Source organism: Pseudomonas sp. EYE_354, from assembly GCF_023148575.1.
Lineage (GTDB): Bacteria > Pseudomonadota > Gammaproteobacteria > Pseudomonadales > Pseudomonadaceae > Aquipseudomonas.
In genome coordinates, this window is the sequence record NZ_JAHXNQ010000025.1 from 1 (window position 1) to 18,713 (window position 18,713).

General features: G+C 54.8%; 17 protein-coding genes and 2 pseudogenes. 13 read left to right on the plus strand and 6 right to left on the minus strand.

Annotation, left to right across the window (positions count from 1 at the left end):
• Nucleotides 1-196: pseudogene (locus KZX66_RS25100) on the plus strand (NCS1 family nucleobase:cation symporter-1); the annotation flags it as partial.
• A 13-nt stretch (nucleotides 197-209) separates the two neighbouring features.
• Complete coding sequence (locus KZX66_RS25105) at nucleotides 210-938, plus strand: aspartate/glutamate racemase family protein (RefSeq protein ID WP_248083902.1); 729 nt, start codon at nucleotides 210-212, stop codon at nucleotides 936-938.
• 90 nt (nucleotides 939-1,028) lie between these two features.
• Here the strand turns inward: KZX66_RS25105 and KZX66_RS25110 are convergent, their stop codons facing one another.
• Nucleotides 1,029-1,952, minus strand: coding sequence for a LysR family transcriptional regulator (locus tag KZX66_RS25110; protein ID WP_248083903.1), 924 nt, complete (start codon nucleotides 1,950-1,952; stop codon nucleotides 1,029-1,031).
• A gap of 126 nt (nucleotides 1,953-2,078) precedes the next feature.
• Between KZX66_RS25110 and KZX66_RS25115 the strand changes: the two genes are divergently transcribed.
• Nucleotides 2,079-2,825, plus strand: coding sequence for a 3-oxoacyl-ACP reductase family protein (locus KZX66_RS25115; RefSeq protein ID WP_248083904.1), 747 nt, complete (start codon nucleotides 2,079-2,081; stop codon nucleotides 2,823-2,825).
• A gap of 49 nt (nucleotides 2,826-2,874) precedes the next feature.
• Here the strand turns inward: KZX66_RS25115 and KZX66_RS25120 are convergent, their stop codons facing one another.
• On the minus strand, nucleotides 2,875-3,561 hold the full coding sequence (locus KZX66_RS25120; RefSeq protein WP_248083905.1) for an HAD-IA family hydrolase: 687 nt from the start codon (nucleotides 3,559-3,561) through the stop codon (nucleotides 2,875-2,877).
• A 109-nt stretch (nucleotides 3,562-3,670) separates the two neighbouring features.
• Between KZX66_RS25120 and KZX66_RS25125 the strand changes: the two genes are divergently transcribed.
• The 4 genes from KZX66_RS25125 (at nucleotide 3,671) to KZX66_RS25140 (ending at nucleotide 6,235) form a co-directional block, all read left to right on the plus strand.
• Nucleotides 3,671-4,036, plus strand: coding sequence for a DUF2784 domain-containing protein (locus KZX66_RS25125; RefSeq protein WP_248083906.1), 366 nt, complete (start codon nucleotides 3,671-3,673; stop codon nucleotides 4,034-4,036).
• Between the two features lie 54 nt (nucleotides 4,037-4,090).
• A complete protein-coding gene (locus tag KZX66_RS25130) occupies nucleotides 4,091-4,669 on the plus strand; it encodes a DUF4337 domain-containing protein (protein ID WP_248083907.1) in 579 nt (192 codons plus the stop codon).
• A gap of 127 nt (nucleotides 4,670-4,796) precedes the next feature.
• On the plus strand, nucleotides 4,797-5,132 hold the full coding sequence (locus KZX66_RS25135; protein ID WP_248083908.1) for a hypothetical protein: 336 nt from the start codon (nucleotides 4,797-4,799) through the stop codon (nucleotides 5,130-5,132).
• 62 nt (nucleotides 5,133-5,194) lie between these two features.
• Nucleotides 5,195-6,235 carry a DMT family transporter gene (locus KZX66_RS25140; RefSeq protein ID WP_248083909.1) on the plus strand — a complete coding sequence of 347 codons (1,041 nt, stop codon included), beginning with the start codon at nucleotides 5,195-5,197 and terminating at the stop codon, nucleotides 6,233-6,235.
• Here KZX66_RS25140 and KZX66_RS25145 read toward each other — a convergent pair.
• The 4 genes from KZX66_RS25145 to KZX66_RS25160 all read right to left on the minus strand — a co-directional run bounded on the left by KZX66_RS25145 (nucleotide 6,183) and on the right by KZX66_RS25160 (nucleotide 14,092).
• Nucleotides 6,183-7,805 (minus strand): sensor domain-containing diguanylate cyclase, encoded by a 1,623-nt coding sequence (locus KZX66_RS25145; RefSeq protein ID WP_248083910.1) that lies wholly within the window; start codon nucleotides 7,803-7,805, stop codon nucleotides 6,183-6,185. The genes KZX66_RS25140 and KZX66_RS25145 overlap by 53 nt on opposite strands.
• Nucleotides 7,806-8,806: 1,001 nt before the next feature.
• On the minus strand, nucleotides 8,807-11,707 hold the full coding sequence (locus KZX66_RS25150; RefSeq protein ID WP_248083911.1) for an SEFIR domain-containing protein: 2,901 nt from the start codon (nucleotides 11,705-11,707) through the stop codon (nucleotides 8,807-8,809).
• Nucleotides 11,708-12,197: 490 nt separating this feature from the next.
• Nucleotides 12,198-13,136 (minus strand): retron St85 family RNA-directed DNA polymerase, encoded by a 939-nt coding sequence (locus KZX66_RS25155; protein ID WP_248083912.1) that lies wholly within the window; start codon nucleotides 13,134-13,136, stop codon nucleotides 12,198-12,200.
• A complete protein-coding gene (locus KZX66_RS25160) occupies nucleotides 13,136-14,092 on the minus strand; it encodes a retron St85 family effector protein (RefSeq protein ID WP_248083913.1) in 957 nt (318 codons plus the stop codon). The genes KZX66_RS25155 and KZX66_RS25160 overlap by 1 nt, the downstream gene beginning before the upstream one ends.
• A 348-nt stretch (nucleotides 14,093-14,440) precedes the next feature.
• Here KZX66_RS25160 and KZX66_RS25165 point away from each other — a divergent pair.
• From KZX66_RS25165 to KZX66_RS25190, 6 genes and pseudogenes are all read left to right on the plus strand, one after another.
• Nucleotides 14,441-14,854 (plus strand): annotated as a pseudogene (locus tag KZX66_RS25165) (transposase); the annotation flags it as partial.
• Between the two features lie 196 nt (nucleotides 14,855-15,050).
• Nucleotides 15,051-15,524, plus strand: coding sequence for a hypothetical protein (locus KZX66_RS25170; RefSeq protein WP_248083914.1), 474 nt, complete (start codon nucleotides 15,051-15,053; stop codon nucleotides 15,522-15,524).
• A 615-nt stretch (nucleotides 15,525-16,139) separates the two neighbouring features.
• Nucleotides 16,140-16,775, plus strand: coding sequence for a recombinase family protein (locus KZX66_RS25175; protein ID WP_248083915.1), 636 nt, complete (start codon nucleotides 16,140-16,142; stop codon nucleotides 16,773-16,775).
• A 248-nt stretch (nucleotides 16,776-17,023) separates the two neighbouring features.
• Entirely contained in the window at nucleotides 17,024-17,305 is a 282-nt protein-coding gene (locus KZX66_RS25180) for a hypothetical protein (protein WP_248083916.1), read from the plus strand.
• 9 nt (nucleotides 17,306-17,314) lie between these two features.
• Nucleotides 17,315-18,034, plus strand: a complete 720-nt coding sequence (locus tag KZX66_RS25185) for a ParB N-terminal domain-containing protein (protein WP_248083917.1) — start codon at nucleotides 17,315-17,317, stop codon at nucleotides 18,032-18,034.
• A 143-nt stretch (nucleotides 18,035-18,177) separates the two neighbouring features.
• Nucleotides 18,178-18,666, plus strand: coding sequence for a ribonuclease H (locus KZX66_RS25190; RefSeq protein ID WP_248083918.1), 489 nt, complete (start codon nucleotides 18,178-18,180; stop codon nucleotides 18,664-18,666).
• Nucleotides 18,667-18,713: the final 47 nt, after the last annotated feature.

Consider the following 18,713-nt stretch of genomic DNA (forward strand, 5'->3'; position numbering starts at 1 on the left):
GGTGGCGGCGTTTATTCCTGCGGCGGTGATCGCCATCCTGCTGGCGCTGCTGCCTGGGTTCGCCAGTGTCTCGCCGTTTTCCTGGCTGTTTGGCGCCGGTATTGCAGGGCTGCTGTACGGGCTCATCGCCAAGCGCCAGCCGTTCTACGCCGATGTCAGCGGCGAAAGCATTGCAGTCGACAACGTCAGTCATTAATCAAGGACACTCCATGCGTATCCTCGTGGTCAACGTCAACACCACCGCCTCCATCACCGACACCATTGCCGCGCAAGCGCGGGCCGTGGCCGCACCGGGCACCGAAATTGTCGGGCTCACGCCGTACTTCGGCGCCGAATCGGTGGAGGGCAATTTTGAAAGCTACCTGGCGGCCATCGCCGTGATGGACCGGGTGACGGCCTACGACCAGCCGTTCGACGCGGTGATCCAGGCCGGCTACGGCGAACACGGTCGCGAAGGCCTGCAGGAATTGTTGAACGTGCCGGTGGTGGACATCACCGAAGCCGCCGCCAGCACCGCCATGTTCCTCGGCCACGCGTATTCGGTGGTGACCACCCTGGACCGCACCGTGCCGCTGATCGAAGACCGCCTCAAACTCGCCGGCCTGTACCAGCGCTGCGCCTCGGTGCGGGCCAGCGGCATGGCCGTGCTGGAGTTGGAAGAACACCCGATGGCCGCCATGGAAGCCATCGTGCGTCAGGCCGAACTGGCGATCAGCGAAGACAAGGCCGAGGTGATCTGCCTGGGCTGCGGCGGCATGGCCGGGCTGGATGAACAGATTCGCCAGCGCACCGGCGTACCGGTGGTGGACGGCGTGACGGCGGCGGTGACCATTGCAGAGTCGTTGGTGCGGTTGGGGTTGTCGACGTCGAAGATTCGCACCTACGCCACGCCGCGGCCGAAGAAGGTCATCGGTTGGCCGAGTGCGTTCGGGCGGTAGACCCAGGCGCCTGTATCGCGGGCAAGCCCGGCTCCCACAGTTGATCCAATTCCAATGCGGGAGCCGGGCTTGCCCGCGATGGCCACGACGTCAAACAGCGCTGAAACGCTGCCCCAGAGCCTTCGAGGCAAACTGCTCGATGATGAAGTCCACAAATGCGCGAGTCTTGCCGGGCAGCAGTTTGTGCTCGGCGTAATAGATGGAAATGTTGCCGTCGTCCACATACCAGTCAGGCAACACCCGCACCACAGCGCCACTGTCCAGGAACGGCACGGCCATGGGCATGCTCACCAGCGCAATGCCCAGGCCCTGGGCGCTGGCGCAGCAGGCAGCTTCGGAGTCGCTCATGGTCATGCCGGGCTTGAGCACCAGCGGGCGATGCTCACGCTCAAGACTGGTCAACTGCCAGGAGCGCACCCGGCCGGTCTGCGGTGAGCGGATGAGGATGCCGAGGCAGCGCGCCAGGTCCTCCGGCGCCAACACTGGCGAACGCTTTGCCAGGTAATCCGGCGAGGCCACCAATACCCGGTGCGCGGGTGCCAGCTTGCGCGCCACCACCCCTTGGGGCAGTTCAAAACCACCGCCGATGGCGGCATCGAACCCTTGGCCAATCAAGTCGACCTGACGGTTATCGAAATGCCAGTCCGGGCTGATATCCGGGAAGCGCCCCATGAATTCCCCCAGCAACGGCACCACATAGCGATTGCCGAACACCGTGCCCATGCTGACCTTGAGCGTACCCACCGGCCGCCCTTCGGCGCTGGCCAGGTTGGCCACAGCGTTCTGGATGGTGATGAGGCTGCCGCTGACTTCCTCGAAGAACCGTTTGCCGGCTTCGGTCAATGTGAGACGCCGCGTACTGCGCTGGAACAGCCGCACACCCAGTCGCGCTTCCAGCTTGGCCACGCTTTTACCCACCGCTGCCGGAGTCAGGCTCAGGTGCCGCGCGGCTTCGGCAAAGCTGCCGCCTTCGGCACTGCGCACAAAGCATTCGATACTGCCAAAGCTCTCCATATCGGCCCACTCTAAACTTTTGGTTTACACAGACTATAGCAATCACCGTCTACCGGTTGAGAGGGGCGAGGTCGATACTCGGCGCCAACAACAGGGCATTTCGCCTTGAACAGCTCGGAGATCGACATGACCCCACTCAACCTCAGCGGCAAAGTCGCCTTGATTCAAGGCGGTTCTCGCGGCATCGGCGCCGCCATCGTCAAGCGCCTCGCCGCCCAAGGCGCAGCCGTGGCCTTTACCTACGTCAGCTCTGCGGCCAAGGCCCAAGCACTGCAAAACAGTGTGATCGGCGAAGGCGGCCAAGCCCTGGCGATTCACGCCGACAGCGCCGACGCCGCCGCCATTCGCCGCGCCGTCAACGCCACCGTCGAAGCCTTTGGACGCCTGGATATCCTGGTGAACAACGCCGGCGTGCTGGCCATCGCCCCGTTGCAAGACTTCACGCTGGAAGACTTCGACCAGACCCTGGCGATCAACGTACGCAGCGTCTTTATCGCCACCCAGGCCGCCGCCGAGCATATGGGGGAAGGCGGTCGCGTAATCAACATCGGCAGCACCAACGCCGAGCGCATGCCATTTGGCGGTGGCGGGCCGTATGCGATGAGCAAGGCCGCGCTGGTGGGCCTGACCAAGGGCTTGGCGCGGGATCTGGGACCACGGGGTATTACGATCAACAACGTGCAGCCAGGGCCGGTGGACACCGATATGAACCCGGCAAGCGGTGAGTTTGCCGCGAGCCTGATGGACTTGATGGCGGTGGGCCGTTATGGGCACGTGGAGGAAATCGCCAGTTTCGTGGCTTACCTTTCAGGCCCGGAAGCCGGCTACATCACCGGTGCCAGCCTGACCATCGATGGTGGCTTCAGCGCATGACCGAACGAGGGAGCCGGCAGGCCTGCTCCCACAGTTTGATCGTGATCAATCAGGCAAACGGCGGCAGGCCATACGCGGCCAGATCGAAATCCGCCAACTTGCGGATGATCTGGTCGGCATGCTGGTATTTGCTGTCGGCCATGGCTTCATCGGGCACGGCGATGGCGGTCATGTGGGCGGCCTTTGCAGCAGTGACACCGAACGGCGAGTCTTCGAACACCAGGCAATCCTGGGGTGCCACGCCCAGGCGGCGCGCGGCGGTGAGGAATATATCCGGCGCGGGTTTGGCGGCCCCCACTTCGGGGTCGTCCGCGGTGACGATGGTGTCGAACAGGCTGAACCACTCACGGTGCAGGGTGGTCTTGTGGCCGAACGAATGGCGCGACGAACTGGTGCCCACGGCAATTGGAATGTGGTGCGCCTTCAAGTGCCGCACCAGCGCCTCGGCACCGGGCATGCCCAGGGCCTTGGGGAAACGCTCGCTCATCAAGGGCTCGCGGATCTGCAGAAACTCAGCCGGTGTGATCGGCAGGTCCAGCGCCTTGACTACGTAATCCGCCAGGTCCTGGGCGCCGCGACCAATGATGTGTTGCTTGATCCCCCAGTCATAGGTGCGGCCATAGCGCTCGGCGATGATCTGCGTGACTTCGGTGTAGATGCCTTCGGTGTCGAGCAACAACCCGTCCATGTCGAAAATCACAGCCTTGATCGGAGCAGCGGTACGCGGTGCATTCATCACAACAGATCCTTGGGGGGAAGGACTAAAAGGATTCAGCACAATAACGGCCACGCCGACCTGCGGGCAACCCTTTAGACTGTGCGCCTCCCCTTTCGAAGCGCACGCCATGCTCTACCGTCTCGCAGCCGACAGCCTTGTGCTGTTCCACCTGTGTTTCATCCTGTTCGTACTGTTCGGCGGCCTGCTGGCGCTCAAATGGCGGGCGGTGATCTGGCTGCACCTGCCCGCCGCAGCATGGGGTGTGGCGGTCGAAGTCTTGCACCTGCCCTGCCCGCTCACGCGCTGGGAAAACCTGTTCCGCCACCTGGCCGGCCTGGACGGGTATGGCGGTGGGTTTATCGAGCATTACCTGCTCACGCTGATCTACCCGGCCGGGCTGACCCCGCAGATCCAGCTGGGCCTGGGCGCGCTGGTGCTGTTAATCAATATGGCCGTGTATGCGCGGCTGATCCGGCGTTACGTACAGGCTTGAGACAGCTGCACTGGTGAAGAATCAGTCTCCCTTACTCCCTTCATAGCCGCCGCCATGTCCGAAGCCTTCGAAGTCCCCAGCCCCCACGAAAAACATCTCGAACACACCACCGAACATGCCCACGCGCGAGGGGATAATTTCGCCAGCCGCATCGCCGTCATGACCGCGTTGATGGCCACCCTCGGCGCCATGCTCAGTTATCAGGCCGGCTCCACCGAAAGCGAAGCGGCGATGGACAAAAACAACGCCGCCATCTTCAAGACCGAAGCGGCCAACCAGTGGAATTATTACCAGGCCAAATCCAGCCGGCAGAACCTGGCAGAGCTGGCCACTCATATTCCTGGCGTGGACGCCGCACATTACAAGGATGAAATCGAGCGCTACCAACACCAGAAGGAAGACGTGCGCAAACAGGCCGAGACGCTTGAAGCCACGTCGCGGGAGTGGAATGAAAAGTCCGAACAGGCGTTGCACCAGCACCACCGCTGGGCCCAGGCGATGACGGCGATTCAGATCGCGATTTCGCTGGCGGCGATTACCTTGCTGACGCGCAAAGAGTGGCTCAAGCGCATGGCGTATACGGCCGGCGGCGTGGCGGTGCTGCTGGGGAGCCTGGCGTGGTTGAAGCTCTGACCTGTCTGGAGCGTGTGCAGGCGCGCAGATGAAATTGTCAGCAAAATATTTCAATCTGGCATCGCGGCGACTACAGTAGCGCGCCTTCGAGAATTGGATCTCGATATTCAGCCCATGGAGTTACGCAGTGAAGTACGCCAGTAAAGTAGTCGCAGCCGCTGTTCTCGGTTTCGCCCTCGCAGGTTGCACGGGCACCGCTATCAAATCGCCGCAATACGACAGCAGCCAGTACACCGTATTGGGCCACAGTGAAGCCAGCGCCACCGGCATCATGCTGTTCGGTGTTATCCCGATCGGCCAGAACAGCCGCTTCGTGCGGGCTCAGAATGCAGCCATCAAGGCGAAGGGCGGCGACGCGCTGATCAACACCCAGGTGCAGGAAAACTGGTTCTGGGCTTGGGTACTGAGTGGTTACACCACCAAGATTTCGGGTGACGTGATCAAGCTGAAAACCGCGCAGTAAAATCGCCGGGCGTTACTCAACGCCTGCGACGTATCATGGGCCGACCTTCAGAGGACGAGCCCATGAACCTCAGCATCATGTACGCACTGGCCGCCGCCGCCCTGTTCGGCGCCAGCACGCCACTGGCCAAAAGCCTCGGCCTGGGTCTGTCTCCCATACTGCTCGCCGGTCTGCTCTACCTGGGCAGCGGCATCGGACTCGCCAGCGTGCGCCTCGTCCGCGACCGTGGCTGGAAACCCTCCGGTCTCACCCCCACCGAATGGCCCTGGCTGCTCGGCGCCATTGCCTTCGGTGGCATCCTCGGCCCGGTGGCCCTGATGTTTGGCCTCACCCGCACCACCGGCGCAACCGCTTCGCTGATGCTCAACTTGGAATCGGTGTTGACTGCGGTGATCGCCTGGCTGGTCTTCAGGGAAAACGCCGACCGCCGTATCGTCCTTGGGATGGCCGCGATTGTACTGGGCGGCGTCGCGTTGTCCTGGCCTGAAGGCGCCAGCACCCACCATGACTGGACAGGACCGCTGGCGGTGGCGCTCGCCTGCCTGTGCTGGGGCATCGACAACAACATGACCCGCAAAGTGTCGGCGTCTGACGCGCTGTTTATCGCCGGGGCCAAGGGCCTGATCGCCGGGATGGTGAACGGCGGGCTGGCCCTGTACCTCGGCGCGCAGATCCCCGGCGTGGCGCAACTGGCGCCGATTTTGTGGGTGGGGTTTCTGGGCTATGGCATCAGCCTGGTGCTGTTCGTGCTGGCGCTGCGGGGATTGGGCAGCGCACGCACAGGCGCCTACTTTTCCACGGCGCCGTTCCTGGGTGCCGCGATTGCGCTTTTTGTGTTGGGGGAGTCGGTGACGGTAGCGTTCTGGGTGGCCTCAGCCCTGATGGCCGTGGGCGTGTGGCTGCACCTGAGCGAGCGGCATGCCCATGAGCATCTGCATGAAGCCACGGAACACGGGCATCGCCATGTGCACGATGAACATCACCAGCACGAGCATGGGTTTGAATGGGACCCGCAGGCGCCCCATAGCCATGTGCACGTGCACACGCCGATCAGGCACAGTCATGCGCATTTTCCGGACGTGCATCACCGGCATCGGCATTAAGCCGCGCTATCAGCGCCTGCTCCACCACGACACGGTTACGGCCGTCTTGTTTGGCTTGGTACAACAACTGGTCGGCCCGCTCAAGCACGGCCGAAATCGGATCTCCACCGGGGCTCCACAGCGCCACCCCCAGGGACACAGTGATGTGCCCGACCGTATCGATATCCGCAGCGGCAATAGAAGCTCGCAGTCGCTCTGCGACCTCGGCCGCGGTCTGCAGCGAACTGTTCGGCAACAAGAGCACAAACTCCTCGCCTCCAACCCGACAGGCCAAATCGTTGGAGCGGGAGTTTTGCTGCATGAGTGCCGCAATGGTCCTCAGCGTCTGATCGCCCACCCCATGACCAAACGTATCGTTCACCCGTTTGAAGTGATCGATGTCCATGGACACCACCGCGAATGCTTTGTTGGCGTCCTGCCAGCGCGCCAGGATCTCCTGCATAGCGCGCCGGTTGGCCAGCCCTGTCAGCGCATCGGTCTGTGCCTGCTGGTTCAACTTGCCGATCTTTTCCTGAAGCAGGGTCGCCCCCAGCAGCAGCGCCCGGCGAATCTGCCAGCTTTCAAAATAACGCGCCGGGACTGCGCTGATCCGTTCGTAGCTGTCCGGCGTATCCAGGCGTTTGGCGCAGTCGGCGAGCCGGGACAACGGCGCCGAGATACGTGCCCCCAGCCACCAGATCAGGACGATGCCAAACAGCGCAAGCGGCGCGATGCCCTGCGCCACCTTGACCATGGTTTGTCGCAGGATGGTTTGGATATTCTCGATCGGCTGCTGCGAGATCACACCCCAGCCACTGCTGGGCACTTTGGCGAACCCCGCAAGCATTTCCACCCCCTGCTCATCGGGCGCCTGCAACGTACCCGTTTCCTGGCTGAGCGCCGCGTCGACAATTGCCCCCTGCCCCACAATGTCGCCTATCTGCTCAGGTTGGTTGTGATAGAGCACCCGACGCGCACTGTCGATCAAATAGAGATGCGCGCCATCCTTGCGCACGTTAGTGTCGATCAACGCCTGAAGCGTATTTCTCTGCTCAAGGCGAACACTGCCACCGATAAGCCCCAGGTACTCGCCCTTCACGTCGAATACAGGATGGGAAATAAACACCACCAGATTGCCGGCCATGGACTCAAACGCGTTACTGATAATCGGCGTGCGCAGCCTCAGAGGTGCCTTGTGTTGCAGCGTCCGGCCATTCAGACCGAGGTCCTCGGGGGCTGAGGCAATAATGGTGCCGGCGGCGTCGGCAATGAGCACCGCGTTAAAACTGGCGTCCTGCCCGAACAGACGCTGGGTTTCTGCTGCCAGGGAATGCTTGTCGTCAAACGTTTTGCCAATGACCGCAGAACCGTATTTCAGCTTATCCAGATCAGAACGCAACACCTGCTCAACACTGGCGGCGATCCGAGCGGCATAGGCTTTATTAACCTCCAACGCATTCTCAATCAGCTCCTGCTTGCGAATCTTGAACATCACCCAAAAGCTGTTGGCCAGCGTGGCAACGGCAGAAAGCACGACGAAGATCAGCAGCAGAATACGCAGGTTGAGCTTGGGCTTCGGTTGGGCGGGCATATCAGGCAGTCCGGATGGGGCAGGAGAATGGCAAGCACGGGCGTTAAAGTTTGAACCGTCCTTGCAATCAGTTCTCGTCCGGGCCCGGCGCGACTTTTCAGACGCCATAAACCACAAACCCCCGGCATTTTCTAGGAAAACCGGGGGTTTGTGTTTACTTAATGGGGGGTGACGGAGAGATTCGGAAGTACCCGCCACGAAACTGTCAAAAAAAAGTGTGCGGTTTCAGAGCGCGGCAAAGCTGTTGCCGTCGTAAAAAATCGGTGCCGCCAGATGTTGGCTGATCGCGCGGATTTACTTGATTGTTAAGGCACCGGCCACCACAAGCCAATAGCCAAGGTGACCGCCTGTGTCAATGAATAGCTTGCGGAGCTTTTTCGGGCCGCACTGAAAGACGCTGAGATTAGCGTTGAAACTCTTCTTCGGCTGTGTCGGTTTTGCCGTTCATGGCCCATTCAGGTGAGCTCAATTTGCGCACCAAATAGAGGGCCCCCAGCCCCATATCAGTCCCATATGGCCATTTTTCAGACGCAAAAAAACACAAACCCCCGACTTTCTCTAGGAAAATCAGGGGTTTGCGTTTTCAGAATGTGGCGGTGAAGGAGAGATTCGAACTCTCGATTCTATCGAAGACCGACAAAGCCCAGTATTTACGTGATCTACAGCGTTGCCGCAGAGATCAAAGTGTACGCATGGAGGGTACGCATGACAAGCTACTGGCATCTGATGGTCTAATCGCTAATTGGTAACAGGTAGAAAACGGCAAAATCCGGGCTGTGGTTATAAGTAAGGATCGCCAATACCGACTCGTTATGGGATGCATTCAGACCGACGTAGATTGATGGAGGCGATTCCCCCCTCTATCACCTGATTGGGGAACACCCTGAGCCTTCAAACCTCTCACTCACTATTTACCCAACAAATCATTCAGCGCATCCGTTCTCAGTCACCAGCGCGTTGAGACGGATGCACCCATGTAGACGTCTAGCACATCACCTCGACTAACTCACATATGCAATGAAACGCTTAATTTTTCCGTCGGGATAAGCATTGCTTAAAAATCTGCGAACGCTCGGCTTGAACTCAGGAGCGACCTCATAGAAATTGGCGACTGTTTTGGCTTTGGTATGGATGAAATATCCTTCCGCTATCAATCGATCAAACTTATCCTGACCTAGCCCTGGCACTTTATTAGAGAACTTTATAAACTGCCTACGGTTATCAATGAAACGATCACCACGGAAGAACGAATGCAAGAAGCGATCGACTTCGGAATAAATCATCACTTTCTCTTCTGCTTTGGCTCCATGTGCCACAGCGAAAGCTTCGCGCAAATCTCCTATATCACATGTAATGTCTATCATTGATGGATCAAGTTGCGTATTCTTAATTGAAAAATTAGCGCAGTCTTCAAATATAGAGTACAAGAATTTGGATTCATTGAATCGGCACGCCATTAGGTTTTGGTAGCCGTGAAATCTTGATTGAGTGACAAGCAGGTTGGAAAAATCTAATACGGGAAACTCACCCTTTAGATATAATCCAGTAATCGTGCGACTAGTGACAGCCTCCTGCTCACCTAAGCCAAAAAACAAAAGTAATTTTTTAGTGGCATCGTGCACTGATAGCTTTTGAGTCGAAAAATACAAACTCAAGATATTTGCTATCGCACCTTTTGAATACTCAACATCTGCTTTAGTATTTTTGGCTGACACTTCAGCAATAGCATAGTCGCGGACACTTGGGATAATCGAGGTGAGTGCATTCTCAACATCCTGAATATTCATCTTAAAAAACATCTTAAGGTCTTTCGACTCTTCACTTTCTAGGTCCAGACGCGAGAATGCCCTGATTGCGGTCCTCTCAAGGCGAGCGCGCTCTAGGCCGCGAAGCATCAAAAGCACGTCGAAGTACGAGCCTAAAAACGAATAGCGTAGTTCTATTTGGTCATCCTTAACAGTAAGTAATGGATTCAACGCAAGCTTAGATGAGATCGATGTGGCTCTAGCCTCATATAAAATCTGAAGTCGCTCAAACATCTCAGCAATAGGCCAGCGCTTGCCAAAATCCACCACAAGGTCCGATATAAGTTCGACAACTTCTGTTACAGGGACTTCCAACTCGTGACGAGTTTGCTCGCGCCTAAGCACGGAGTATATAATATGGTCAATAACACCGTTGTTAGACGGATAAGGAGTCGAATCATCTGACACTTCAAACGCATCCGTTTTACCTTCACGCAGCTCATCTTCGACCACTGTTGTAGAAATATCGGCTAAAAATGGAATAATCCGACCTTCTTCGTCACGCATCCGAATTTTAGCGATCTGGTCCATAACCTTGTCAACCATGGCGCCTGAGGAGGAGTAGGCTGACAGTCGACGCTTGACGTATCTCTTACAACTCTCGGCGTCAAAACCCAAGAGTTCGTATCGTTCGATCGCCAAAGCTTCAAGTCTCGTTTCTTCCGCAACTACATTATTGCGTGTCGTTAACAAAACATGTGAGCTTCCGAGTTGATCATGCAAGTGCTTAAGTGACTCTAAAAAAGCATTGACATCAAACCTTTCTTGAAAAAGAGTAGTTAACTCGTCCAAACCGTCGATAATTACTGAAAGGTTTCCACATACAACAGCCAAATCGAACGTCGCTCTTTCGAATAATCGTGACTGGCCTTGATATTTAGCGTAGAGCTCGTACAAGTCATAAATATTGTCAATTCGAGACTGAGCCAAACCCCGCTCTGAAACATATTTTTTGATTGATTCTGCTTGTATGAGAATCACAGACGATCGTAAATCTTCGCGAAAATGTAAACGCTTGGCAGCAGACAAACAAAGAGATGTCTTACCCATTCCTCCAGGAGCTACGATTAAATGAGCCGCCACCTTGGAAGTTTTATGTAATGCATCAACAATAAAATCTAAAGCGGATTCGGTACGAGCCAATTCACCACTTTCACTACTCATATAACTAAGTGCTTGATTAGTGTAATTTTCTATAGGACTTGGAGGTTCAATCCTTTTCAAGGATGCGTCAATACAATAGTCCCAGATATATTCCTTGTAGGTACACTCGTGTGTACGAGTAGCTAGACCCTCCTCCGCGAACGAACGTGTAATAAGCTCTTGCTCAGGCCGTGCAACACGCGGTCGGAGGACGGTGATATCAGCCGGACTCAGACCAGCTTTTAAAAGCTGGCGTGCTGCATGCTGTGCACTCTGCTTAATGGTGCCGCTCGCGTGCAATGCGAGAAAGTAATTTAATGCCGGGGATTTTGTTTCCCATAGCTCGTATTTGACCCTGTTACTACCAGAAAAATCGGTCCCCCCAGCGCTATCCACAATGGCACGGCGATTGGGATGGTTAACTTGAATGATCTCTTCAACCCGAGCGAAGTCATAGCCACTCTCAGCGAATGAACTTAGGCTCCGACGCTTCTTTGGACGCTCAGCCGAAGTTCGCTTTTGTAGCAACCCAAGCAGCTCCTCAAGTCGCTTAGGGAATTGTGCGTCATCCTCGAAATTTAGATGGAAGTGCCCCTCTAAGTAGCGCGGAGTAGAATTTTTTTCACGGCTAAGCATGATGACTTTGCTGCGTTTATCTCGGAGTAAACCATCCCAATGCACAGCCGTGGCAAGAAACGTCTCAAGTCCAACACCGTGTGTGCGGTCATCCGCCTTGACCTTATACTTTGCCGTGGTAATGACTAGCACATAGTTCGCGTCATGGATACCAGCCTCCATGAAATAATTTTTGTCGACTAGGCTGTCGAGGTCGTACCCATCCCAAGTGACGGTGACTTCTTCAATTTCCTCTAGAGAGTCTGCAAGCTTTTTAACCCATGCAATATGCTCCGCGTTGTCCCAGCTATAAGAAATGAAGACTTTAATATTTTCCATGCTCTTCCTTGTGCGAACCAACGTCGATTCGATTCCGCAGGTTTTTTTCGTATCTCGGAATTTTGCTACATTCATCGTCGGTACGCCAGACTTATCGTTTCCACATTCCGAATTGTATTCGGACGGTACGATTATTCTTGCCTAGCACTGATAGAGAAAGAATTGCTCTTCACTGCCGCCACGACTTCTAGCTCTTAGGCTATTTGAAAGCCTCAAAACATCAGAAATTTTAAAATTTCAGTTAAATAATTAACCCTGCAAGATTTTAAAAACAATTGTCATATCTCTAAAGTTTTTGAAAGACACTCGATGCTGCTTTACGAATGTAAGAAATCTCAACCATCGATACATGATTGCCGCCACAACGAATACAATGATAGCGTACTTCACGCTAACTCTATTCTACTTCGGATTGACACATTAAGCTTTAGCGATTGGGAGTCATGATTGAAGGTTTTTCAGGGAAAACTTCTTACCTAGGACATGTCCTTTACTCTGAAATTTGGAACGCCATAATAGAGGCAACGACTTCAGCACCGTACTTCTGAACGACAGAATGGTAAAATGCGGGCTCTACATGCTTTGCGAATGCCAGCCTCCCTTTGAGTGCGTAGATATCTTCACCAGACATCCCACCGAGTGAATACCTATGTATCAACGACCTAAAATACCTTTTCCTCTCCCGGCCTAGAGACACCTTGTTGTCGTTTGTTAATACAAGACCTGTGACATGACGATTGTTACCTTTTGATGAAAAAACCGTTTTCTCGGAATTTATCCTTAAAGTTGGGTACTCAATCTCGGCGCAAATTGTAGTAATTACATCGAGAAGCCCCGACAGCACACCCCGAGCATTAGTAGTAAATGTAAGATCATCTGCATACCGTGTATATCTGACACTTATGCGACTGCACGCTTCGAAAACCTTGCAATCAAACTCATACATTAGGGTGTTCGAGATAAAAGGTGATGATGGTGCGCCGATACTTAGCCTGTGCACAGGATCTTTCTTTTTAGCCCAGAAAAAGATTTTCTTTACCGCATACGCATCTTCTCGAGCGATACTTTCTCGATGTCTCTTTATGTGTAAAATAAGGTCGCCCGGGCCTATAGACGGAAAAAAATCTGAAAAATCCATCTTTAAAAGATATTTGCTATCCAGATGCGCGGTAGCGTTCTCCTTGATACTCACGCCATCTCTGTATGCTGTAGCGCAATCATGGACAGGAAGCCCTTTTAAGTAACTATCGAGGACCATGCGCTGCATTAATTTTAGCACCTCCGTAGGCTGCGCAATGATTCTAGTCCCTCGACCGCTCCTTTTGGGGATTGAATATACCTTATATCGGTAAGGCGCAGTGTTCACAAAGCTTACTAATTCTGCTGTACTAATAAACAGCTTACTTGCCAGCTCTTCTAGAATCAGCATTACTCCGCCCCCGCTGGTAAGACAACCGGTTCGGGAACAGCTTTAGCATAGGCGGACTGAATAATATGCATTCTTTTTGCCTCACCATCATTAGTCGCATAATACTGCTGTGCTGCGAGCTTCACTTTGGTCGGTTCAAACCTACCCGCAAACTCCACCATAACCACATCGAGAGTAACATAATAATAGTCGACATGCCCTCTCGTTGAGCTGTCAACCAACTTGAACTTCCCGAGGAGAAAAAGAAGTCTTTTCAGCTTATCCCTTGAAATTTTGATTTTGATAGCTTGAAGGTAGCTTTCAATTTCCATGAACATTAAAGCCCTGAAAACTTTCACAACCTCATAGATTACGAAGGCTATGTGCCCCTCATTATCTATATTGAACGCCTCTGAACCATCTCGGTTTGATACCGCACTCAAAATATCTTCTCTCATTTCTTTCAATGAGGAGGAAAGGGTTCCTACCAGATCACCATCATCCCATGGATATGAGCAGACGCTACTTACTTTTATGTCTTGTAGATATCTTAACGGTCCAAGTCTGATGAAGGAGCTTTCCTCATAATGATCTTGTCTTACAAAAACCAATATTTTGTTTTTTAGAGCTTTGTTTTTCACAAACAGCCCCAGCTCAGCTAGCGCACCCGGACTTTCGAGAATTATAACGATCAGGGATGATATGTGAGCGATGTCACTCTCAAAGGCCAATAGATCCTTATAAACTGCATCATGAATCCAGTCTTGAAAGTCTTCAGCCAGAGTAATACTGTCCGCGAGATGACATTGGGCTTTGTGCAAATACTCAACAAGCGCTCCTCTAACAGAAATCGGCGCAGGTGATTTAACGTCTACCTGGCCGCCGCAGAGAAAAAGAATTGGATGTGTCAGGACGATACGGGAATTTTCGAGAGAAATATGCGCTAGCGACTCAAGTCTTTTATCGTCGTACTTCAAGGTCACTTTATTTGGCCCTAGTCCATGGCACTTGGTTGCGCCTCCAGGAAGTTCTCTTTACCAAAGATATAGCGGCGAAGGCTCGCGTGGGGTTTGCGAGGAGTGCGAGGTACGAGTACGACGAGTGAAGCCCACGCGAGCCTTCGTCGCAACTAATACCGTTCAATAAATTAGAGTCTGGCTATACACCGGACTAGAGCTCGAAAGCTCCTAAAACGCGTAAAGAGGACCATATTTTATTTGGGCGCGAGCTTTTGTCAAGCCTAATGTTCAGTTACTCAGGAGACCTGTTCAGATATTTTTGGCGAGGTTCTCTGCACATTTTTCAGCGAGCGGAAGGCTCTGAAGCACTAAATCGAGCGAGAAATTAAAGATCTGGAACCGGATCTACGCCGACCAATACGGGACGAAAAGGCAGTGCCGGTAATGGATACGCTGCACGAATGGATGGTTGACCAGCGCAATATCGTGCACACCGATTCGGCTATCGGCAAAGCCCTGGACTACCGCCGTAAACACTGGGCGGCGCTGTCGCGCGATTTTGATGACGGGGCTCTACCTTAGACAATAACTGGTGTGAAAACCAGATAAGACCGTGGGCCCTGGGGTCGCAAAAATTGGCTGTTCGCTGTATCGCTGCGCAGTGGCAAACGCACCACCTCGACGATGATTTTGATCGAGCAGGCGCGCAAATATGGGCACGCCCCATACGCGTATTTCGAGGAGATATTGACGCTCCTGCCGACGCCGCGGACTACTTAGCTTACGGCGTGGCTGCCGCATAGATCGCGTTCAGCTTAGTCATGCAAGATGGTTTAGTCGTACGCTTAATGAAGGTCGAGCATCGCTCGATTTGCAAATGACGCAGGCTACAGGATATATAGGGTATGAGGACTTGCCATGTCAGCATGTAATCTAACATATCGATCCAGACTGACACCCTACAGCAAGGAGCGGCTTGGCTGCATTGGGCCTTACTTTACTAACACTGTTTCCGACGCCAGAACCAATGAAGACAATATCCATTTACTCTGTAGGTAGCTGCGACACTACCACACGCCTCGGCACGGCGGAGTCGCTGCTTGAGTACAACGGCAACACCAAGTACCTACACCAACAGCTGCAAAATACGACTGTCAACCGCTGCATCATTGAGGGTCTGATTTCATGTGTAGATCAACTAAAAGAGCCGTGTTCTGTGCTGCTCGTTACGGCAACGAAGATCGGTGTACAAAAAGCACTTCGAGGCAAGGGCATCAACGCAGACCTTGTGGGCAGGCTCATTAAAGACTTACAAAAGCGAGATTGCACCTTTAATTTTGAGGTCTGGGAGGGGCGCGGCGACGAACTTCGCTCTAAAGTTATGGCTGGGCGGAGGGGGCCTGCCACGTACTTCATCCAATCTGAATCTGTTCAGCAGCGTGAGTCTTAACCATTCCATCTAGAGGATTCGCCGCGGCAAGCCGGCTCCAGCCCCTCAGGTCAAACTTTCATGTTCGCTTTTGGCAAGGTGCTGTCGTTCGCCAACAGGCGCTAGGGTTCTTGTTCTACCTGATGCGACGGGCAGCCTATGGTCGGTTTCTGTCCGTCATGATTACGAAGGGTGCCAGTCGAACCGGCTAGGTCCAGCACAGCGAGCGACCAACAGAGACTGTACGGATGTATTATAGCGAAAAATCTGTCCGCCTTTAAGTAATAAGGACAAGGCGCGTCCCCCCCCCCCCCCATCGACCTCACTTTCTGAAGGGCCGCTACCAGTGTTCAGTGCGCGGCCACCTGTCAATGAAGAAACCATCTGAGTAACGGGCCTGGCCTTCCCGAACACACTTACATCAATACCCAGAGAAAGAACGCAGCGTAGGTTCGCTGCGCACTGTCGACGCCTTTATACCGCCAGGCATTTAGGAATCGAGGACGTGGGCGCAAGGGTATACTTCATCGGCAACGGCTGGAGGCCAGTCAAGGTGTTATCGCTTAGGTTGTATTGACCATGTATACGACAACATGCATAGTGACACCACTTCAACGACAACAAGGGCTGCCCGCTATGCTTATCCACGCCTACCTCCGCGCCAGTACAGCAGACCAGGACGCCAACCGCGCCAAGCAGCAACTGAAGGACTTCGCAGTCCAACACGGCCACTCCCGCGTCCTTTACTACACCGAGAACGTAAGCGGTGCATCGCTCCAGCGCCCGGAGCTGTTCCGACTCCTGGAGGTAGCCGAGCCGGGGGACGTCCTCTTGGTCGAACAGGTTGACCGGTTATCACGCCTGACCGAAGGAGACTGGCAACAGCTCCTAACTATCATCAAGGCCAAGGGCGTTAAGGTGGTCTCTCTGGACTTGCCGACTTCGCACATGGCAATGGCCCCGACTACTACGAACAACGCCGCAGACGCCTTCACAGGGCGCGTCATAGAGGCCGTGAACGCCATGTTGCTGGACATGCTCGCCGCTGTAGCCAGGAAGGACTATGAAGACCGTATCAGGCGTCAACGCCAGGGCATCGAGAAGGCCAAAGAGGAGAAGCGCTATCAGGGTAAGCCCATCGACCAGGACAAGCACAAGCGCATACTCGCGTGTCTTGCCAAGGGCATGAGCATCCGCGAAACAGCCGAGACCACCGGCACCAGCACGTCCACGGTCATCCGGGCAAAGAAGCTCCAGGCGCAAGCATACTGACGCCAGAATTTGTAGGTCATCACTAACCCTGGCGGTACCTAGGTATCCAGGGCGGAATTCCGGTCTTAACCGCTCCCCTGTTGGGCTTCAGCAATAAAAGCGGCAATTAGGGCCCTTCCTTGTCTAACCATACCGGCTTCCTGTCCGGCGACATCTCAACAATGGATCCCTACGCACAATTCACCCTGCCCGGACAACTGAGGCGGGGCGTCTGTGTTTGCCATCCCGCTTCCAAGGAACATTTATCCATGTACCGCAATATCCCCTCCACCCTTGTCCGCTTCAATCTGCATATACGCCGTGACCACGTCCAACGTCTGGCGCAACTGGCCCAGTGTCTGGTGAAGAAAAAAGGACGCGACGTCCGCTTAGCCGAAGCCATCGAGCTCGCCCTGGTAGCGGGTCTTCACTGGAAGGACGCCGACCTCCTGGATTTGGCCGTCCCCGACAACGCCGCACCGTACTGGCTCCAGGTAGGCCCCGTTAGGCGTCCAGGTAACGTCATCGTCCCCCGCGCCATCGAGCTGTAAGGGGGCCGCATGGGAAACTTATCCACGACGACAGCCACCACCTCCACCACAGCAAAAGTCACCATTGCGCAACTCTGCCGCTCCAAAGACTTCCAAGTACGGGCGAAGCTCTGCTTCCACACGGTTCAACGATACGCAACAGCTATCAAGGCGGGGCAGGAACTACCACCACTCCAAGTTGCTTTGGTTGACGGCGTCCCGTGTCTTGTTGACGGCTATCACCGAGCCGAAGCCCTGGATTACCTGGGTTACGTGGAAGCGGAGGCAGTCATCACCGAAACAACCAGGCACGAAGCTCAATGGATGGCAGCCACTGCCAACCTAACCCACGGACTCCCCCTCAAGACGCGTGAGCTGCGGGAGGTTTTCAGGGTCTACATTCGCACTGGCCGTCACAAGATGGGCCGAGGGCGGCTGAAGTCCTACCGGGAAATTGCTCAGGATTTAGGCCGACCACATACTACCATCCGGGGCTGGATGGAGAAGGACTTCAAGAAACTGTTCAACCAATACGGGGACGCCAATCGAAGGGCCAAGGGGGACGAGGACATTATCCGTGCACTACCTCCCCCAAGAAACGCATGGGTCGCGATTGACCACCTCGACGCCGTCCGCAACGCCTTTCAGGAAACTGCCTGCGCCGAGTCACGCGAGGCCATACGGGTCTACCTCAAAGCTCTCAGTGACGATCTACTGGCTGACTGGAAAAACAGGATGGCCGACTTCTAGCGCGGTCCCCTCCAGCCCATGCCAAACGGGCTTCTCAGCATCAACTGTTCAATTTGTACACCTCCTATCGACAGGAAAGGGTCGCAGCCCCGCAGCGGCGCGGCCTCCAGCGAATTAACCTCGAATACAAAGGACATCAATCCATGACCACGTACATTGCTTACGTCGACGGCGCCTGCCCGAACAACGGTAAACCCAACGCCAAAGCGGGCTGGGGCGCCTACATCACTAACCCCCAAGGGGATACGTTGGAAGTTGCTGGGCCGGTACCTTCAGACCAACGTCAAACCAATAGTCGTGCGGAGCTTCTGGCGCCGCTAATGGCGCTCCGACGTTGTAAGCCTGGGGCAGCTATCACCATCGTCTCTGACGCCCAATACGTCGTCAAAGGCGCTATGGAATGGCTGGAGGGCTGGAAGGCCAGGGGCTGGCGAAAGTCGGACAAGACGCCGGTCGAACATCGGGACCTATGGGAGTTGCTAGACCAAGAAATGCTGAAGCGCGAGATTCGCTTCCATTGGGTCAAAGGTCACAACGGCGATCCAGGTAACGAGCGCGCCGACGGCCTGGCGTGCCGGGGGGCTACCGGTGAGTGCGTTTCGCAACTGACGAGGGCTAACGCAACAGCGTAATCACTGGCGGGGAGGTTGGGGCTTGTATCTCTACCCCCCTGTCGCTT

Coding starts and splice junctions, on each gene's coding strand:
- KZX66_RS25120 (WP_248083905.1), bottom strand. CDS start 3,561: ATGAATGCACCGCGTACCGCTGCTCCGATCAAGGCTGTGATTTTCGAC.
- KZX66_RS25125 (WP_248083906.1), top strand. CDS start 3,671: ATGCTCTACCGTCTCGCAGCCGACAGCCTTGTGCTGTTCCACCTGTGT.
- KZX66_RS25175 (WP_248083915.1), top strand. CDS start 16,140: ATGCTTATCCACGCCTACCTCCGCGCCAGTACAGCAGACCAGGACGCC.
- KZX66_RS25110 (WP_248083903.1), bottom strand. CDS start 1,952: ATGGAGAGCTTTGGCAGTATCGAATGCTTTGTGCGCAGTGCCGAAGGC.
- KZX66_RS25190 (WP_248083918.1), top strand. CDS start 18,178: ATGACCACGTACATTGCTTACGTCGACGGCGCCTGCCCGAACAACGGT.
- KZX66_RS25130 (WP_248083907.1), top strand. CDS start 4,091: ATGTCCGAAGCCTTCGAAGTCCCCAGCCCCCACGAAAAACATCTCGAA.
- KZX66_RS25140 (WP_248083909.1), top strand. CDS start 5,195: ATGAACCTCAGCATCATGTACGCACTGGCCGCCGCCGCCCTGTTCGGC.
- KZX66_RS25105 (WP_248083902.1), top strand. CDS start 210: ATGCGTATCCTCGTGGTCAACGTCAACACCACCGCCTCCATCACCGAC.
- KZX66_RS25185 (WP_248083917.1), top strand. CDS start 17,315: ATGGGAAACTTATCCACGACGACAGCCACCACCTCCACCACAGCAAAA.
- KZX66_RS25115 (WP_248083904.1), top strand. CDS start 2,079: ATGACCCCACTCAACCTCAGCGGCAAAGTCGCCTTGATTCAAGGCGGT.
- KZX66_RS25180 (WP_248083916.1), top strand. CDS start 17,024: ATGTACCGCAATATCCCCTCCACCCTTGTCCGCTTCAATCTGCATATA.
- KZX66_RS25145 (WP_248083910.1), bottom strand. CDS start 7,805: ATGCCCGCCCAACCGAAGCCCAAGCTCAACCTGCGTATTCTGCTGCTG.
- KZX66_RS25155 (WP_248083912.1), bottom strand. CDS start 13,136: ATGCTGATTCTAGAAGAGCTGGCAAGTAAGCTGTTTATTAGTACAGCA.
- KZX66_RS25150 (WP_248083911.1), bottom strand. CDS start 11,707: ATGGAAAATATTAAAGTCTTCATTTCTTATAGCTGGGACAACGCGGAG.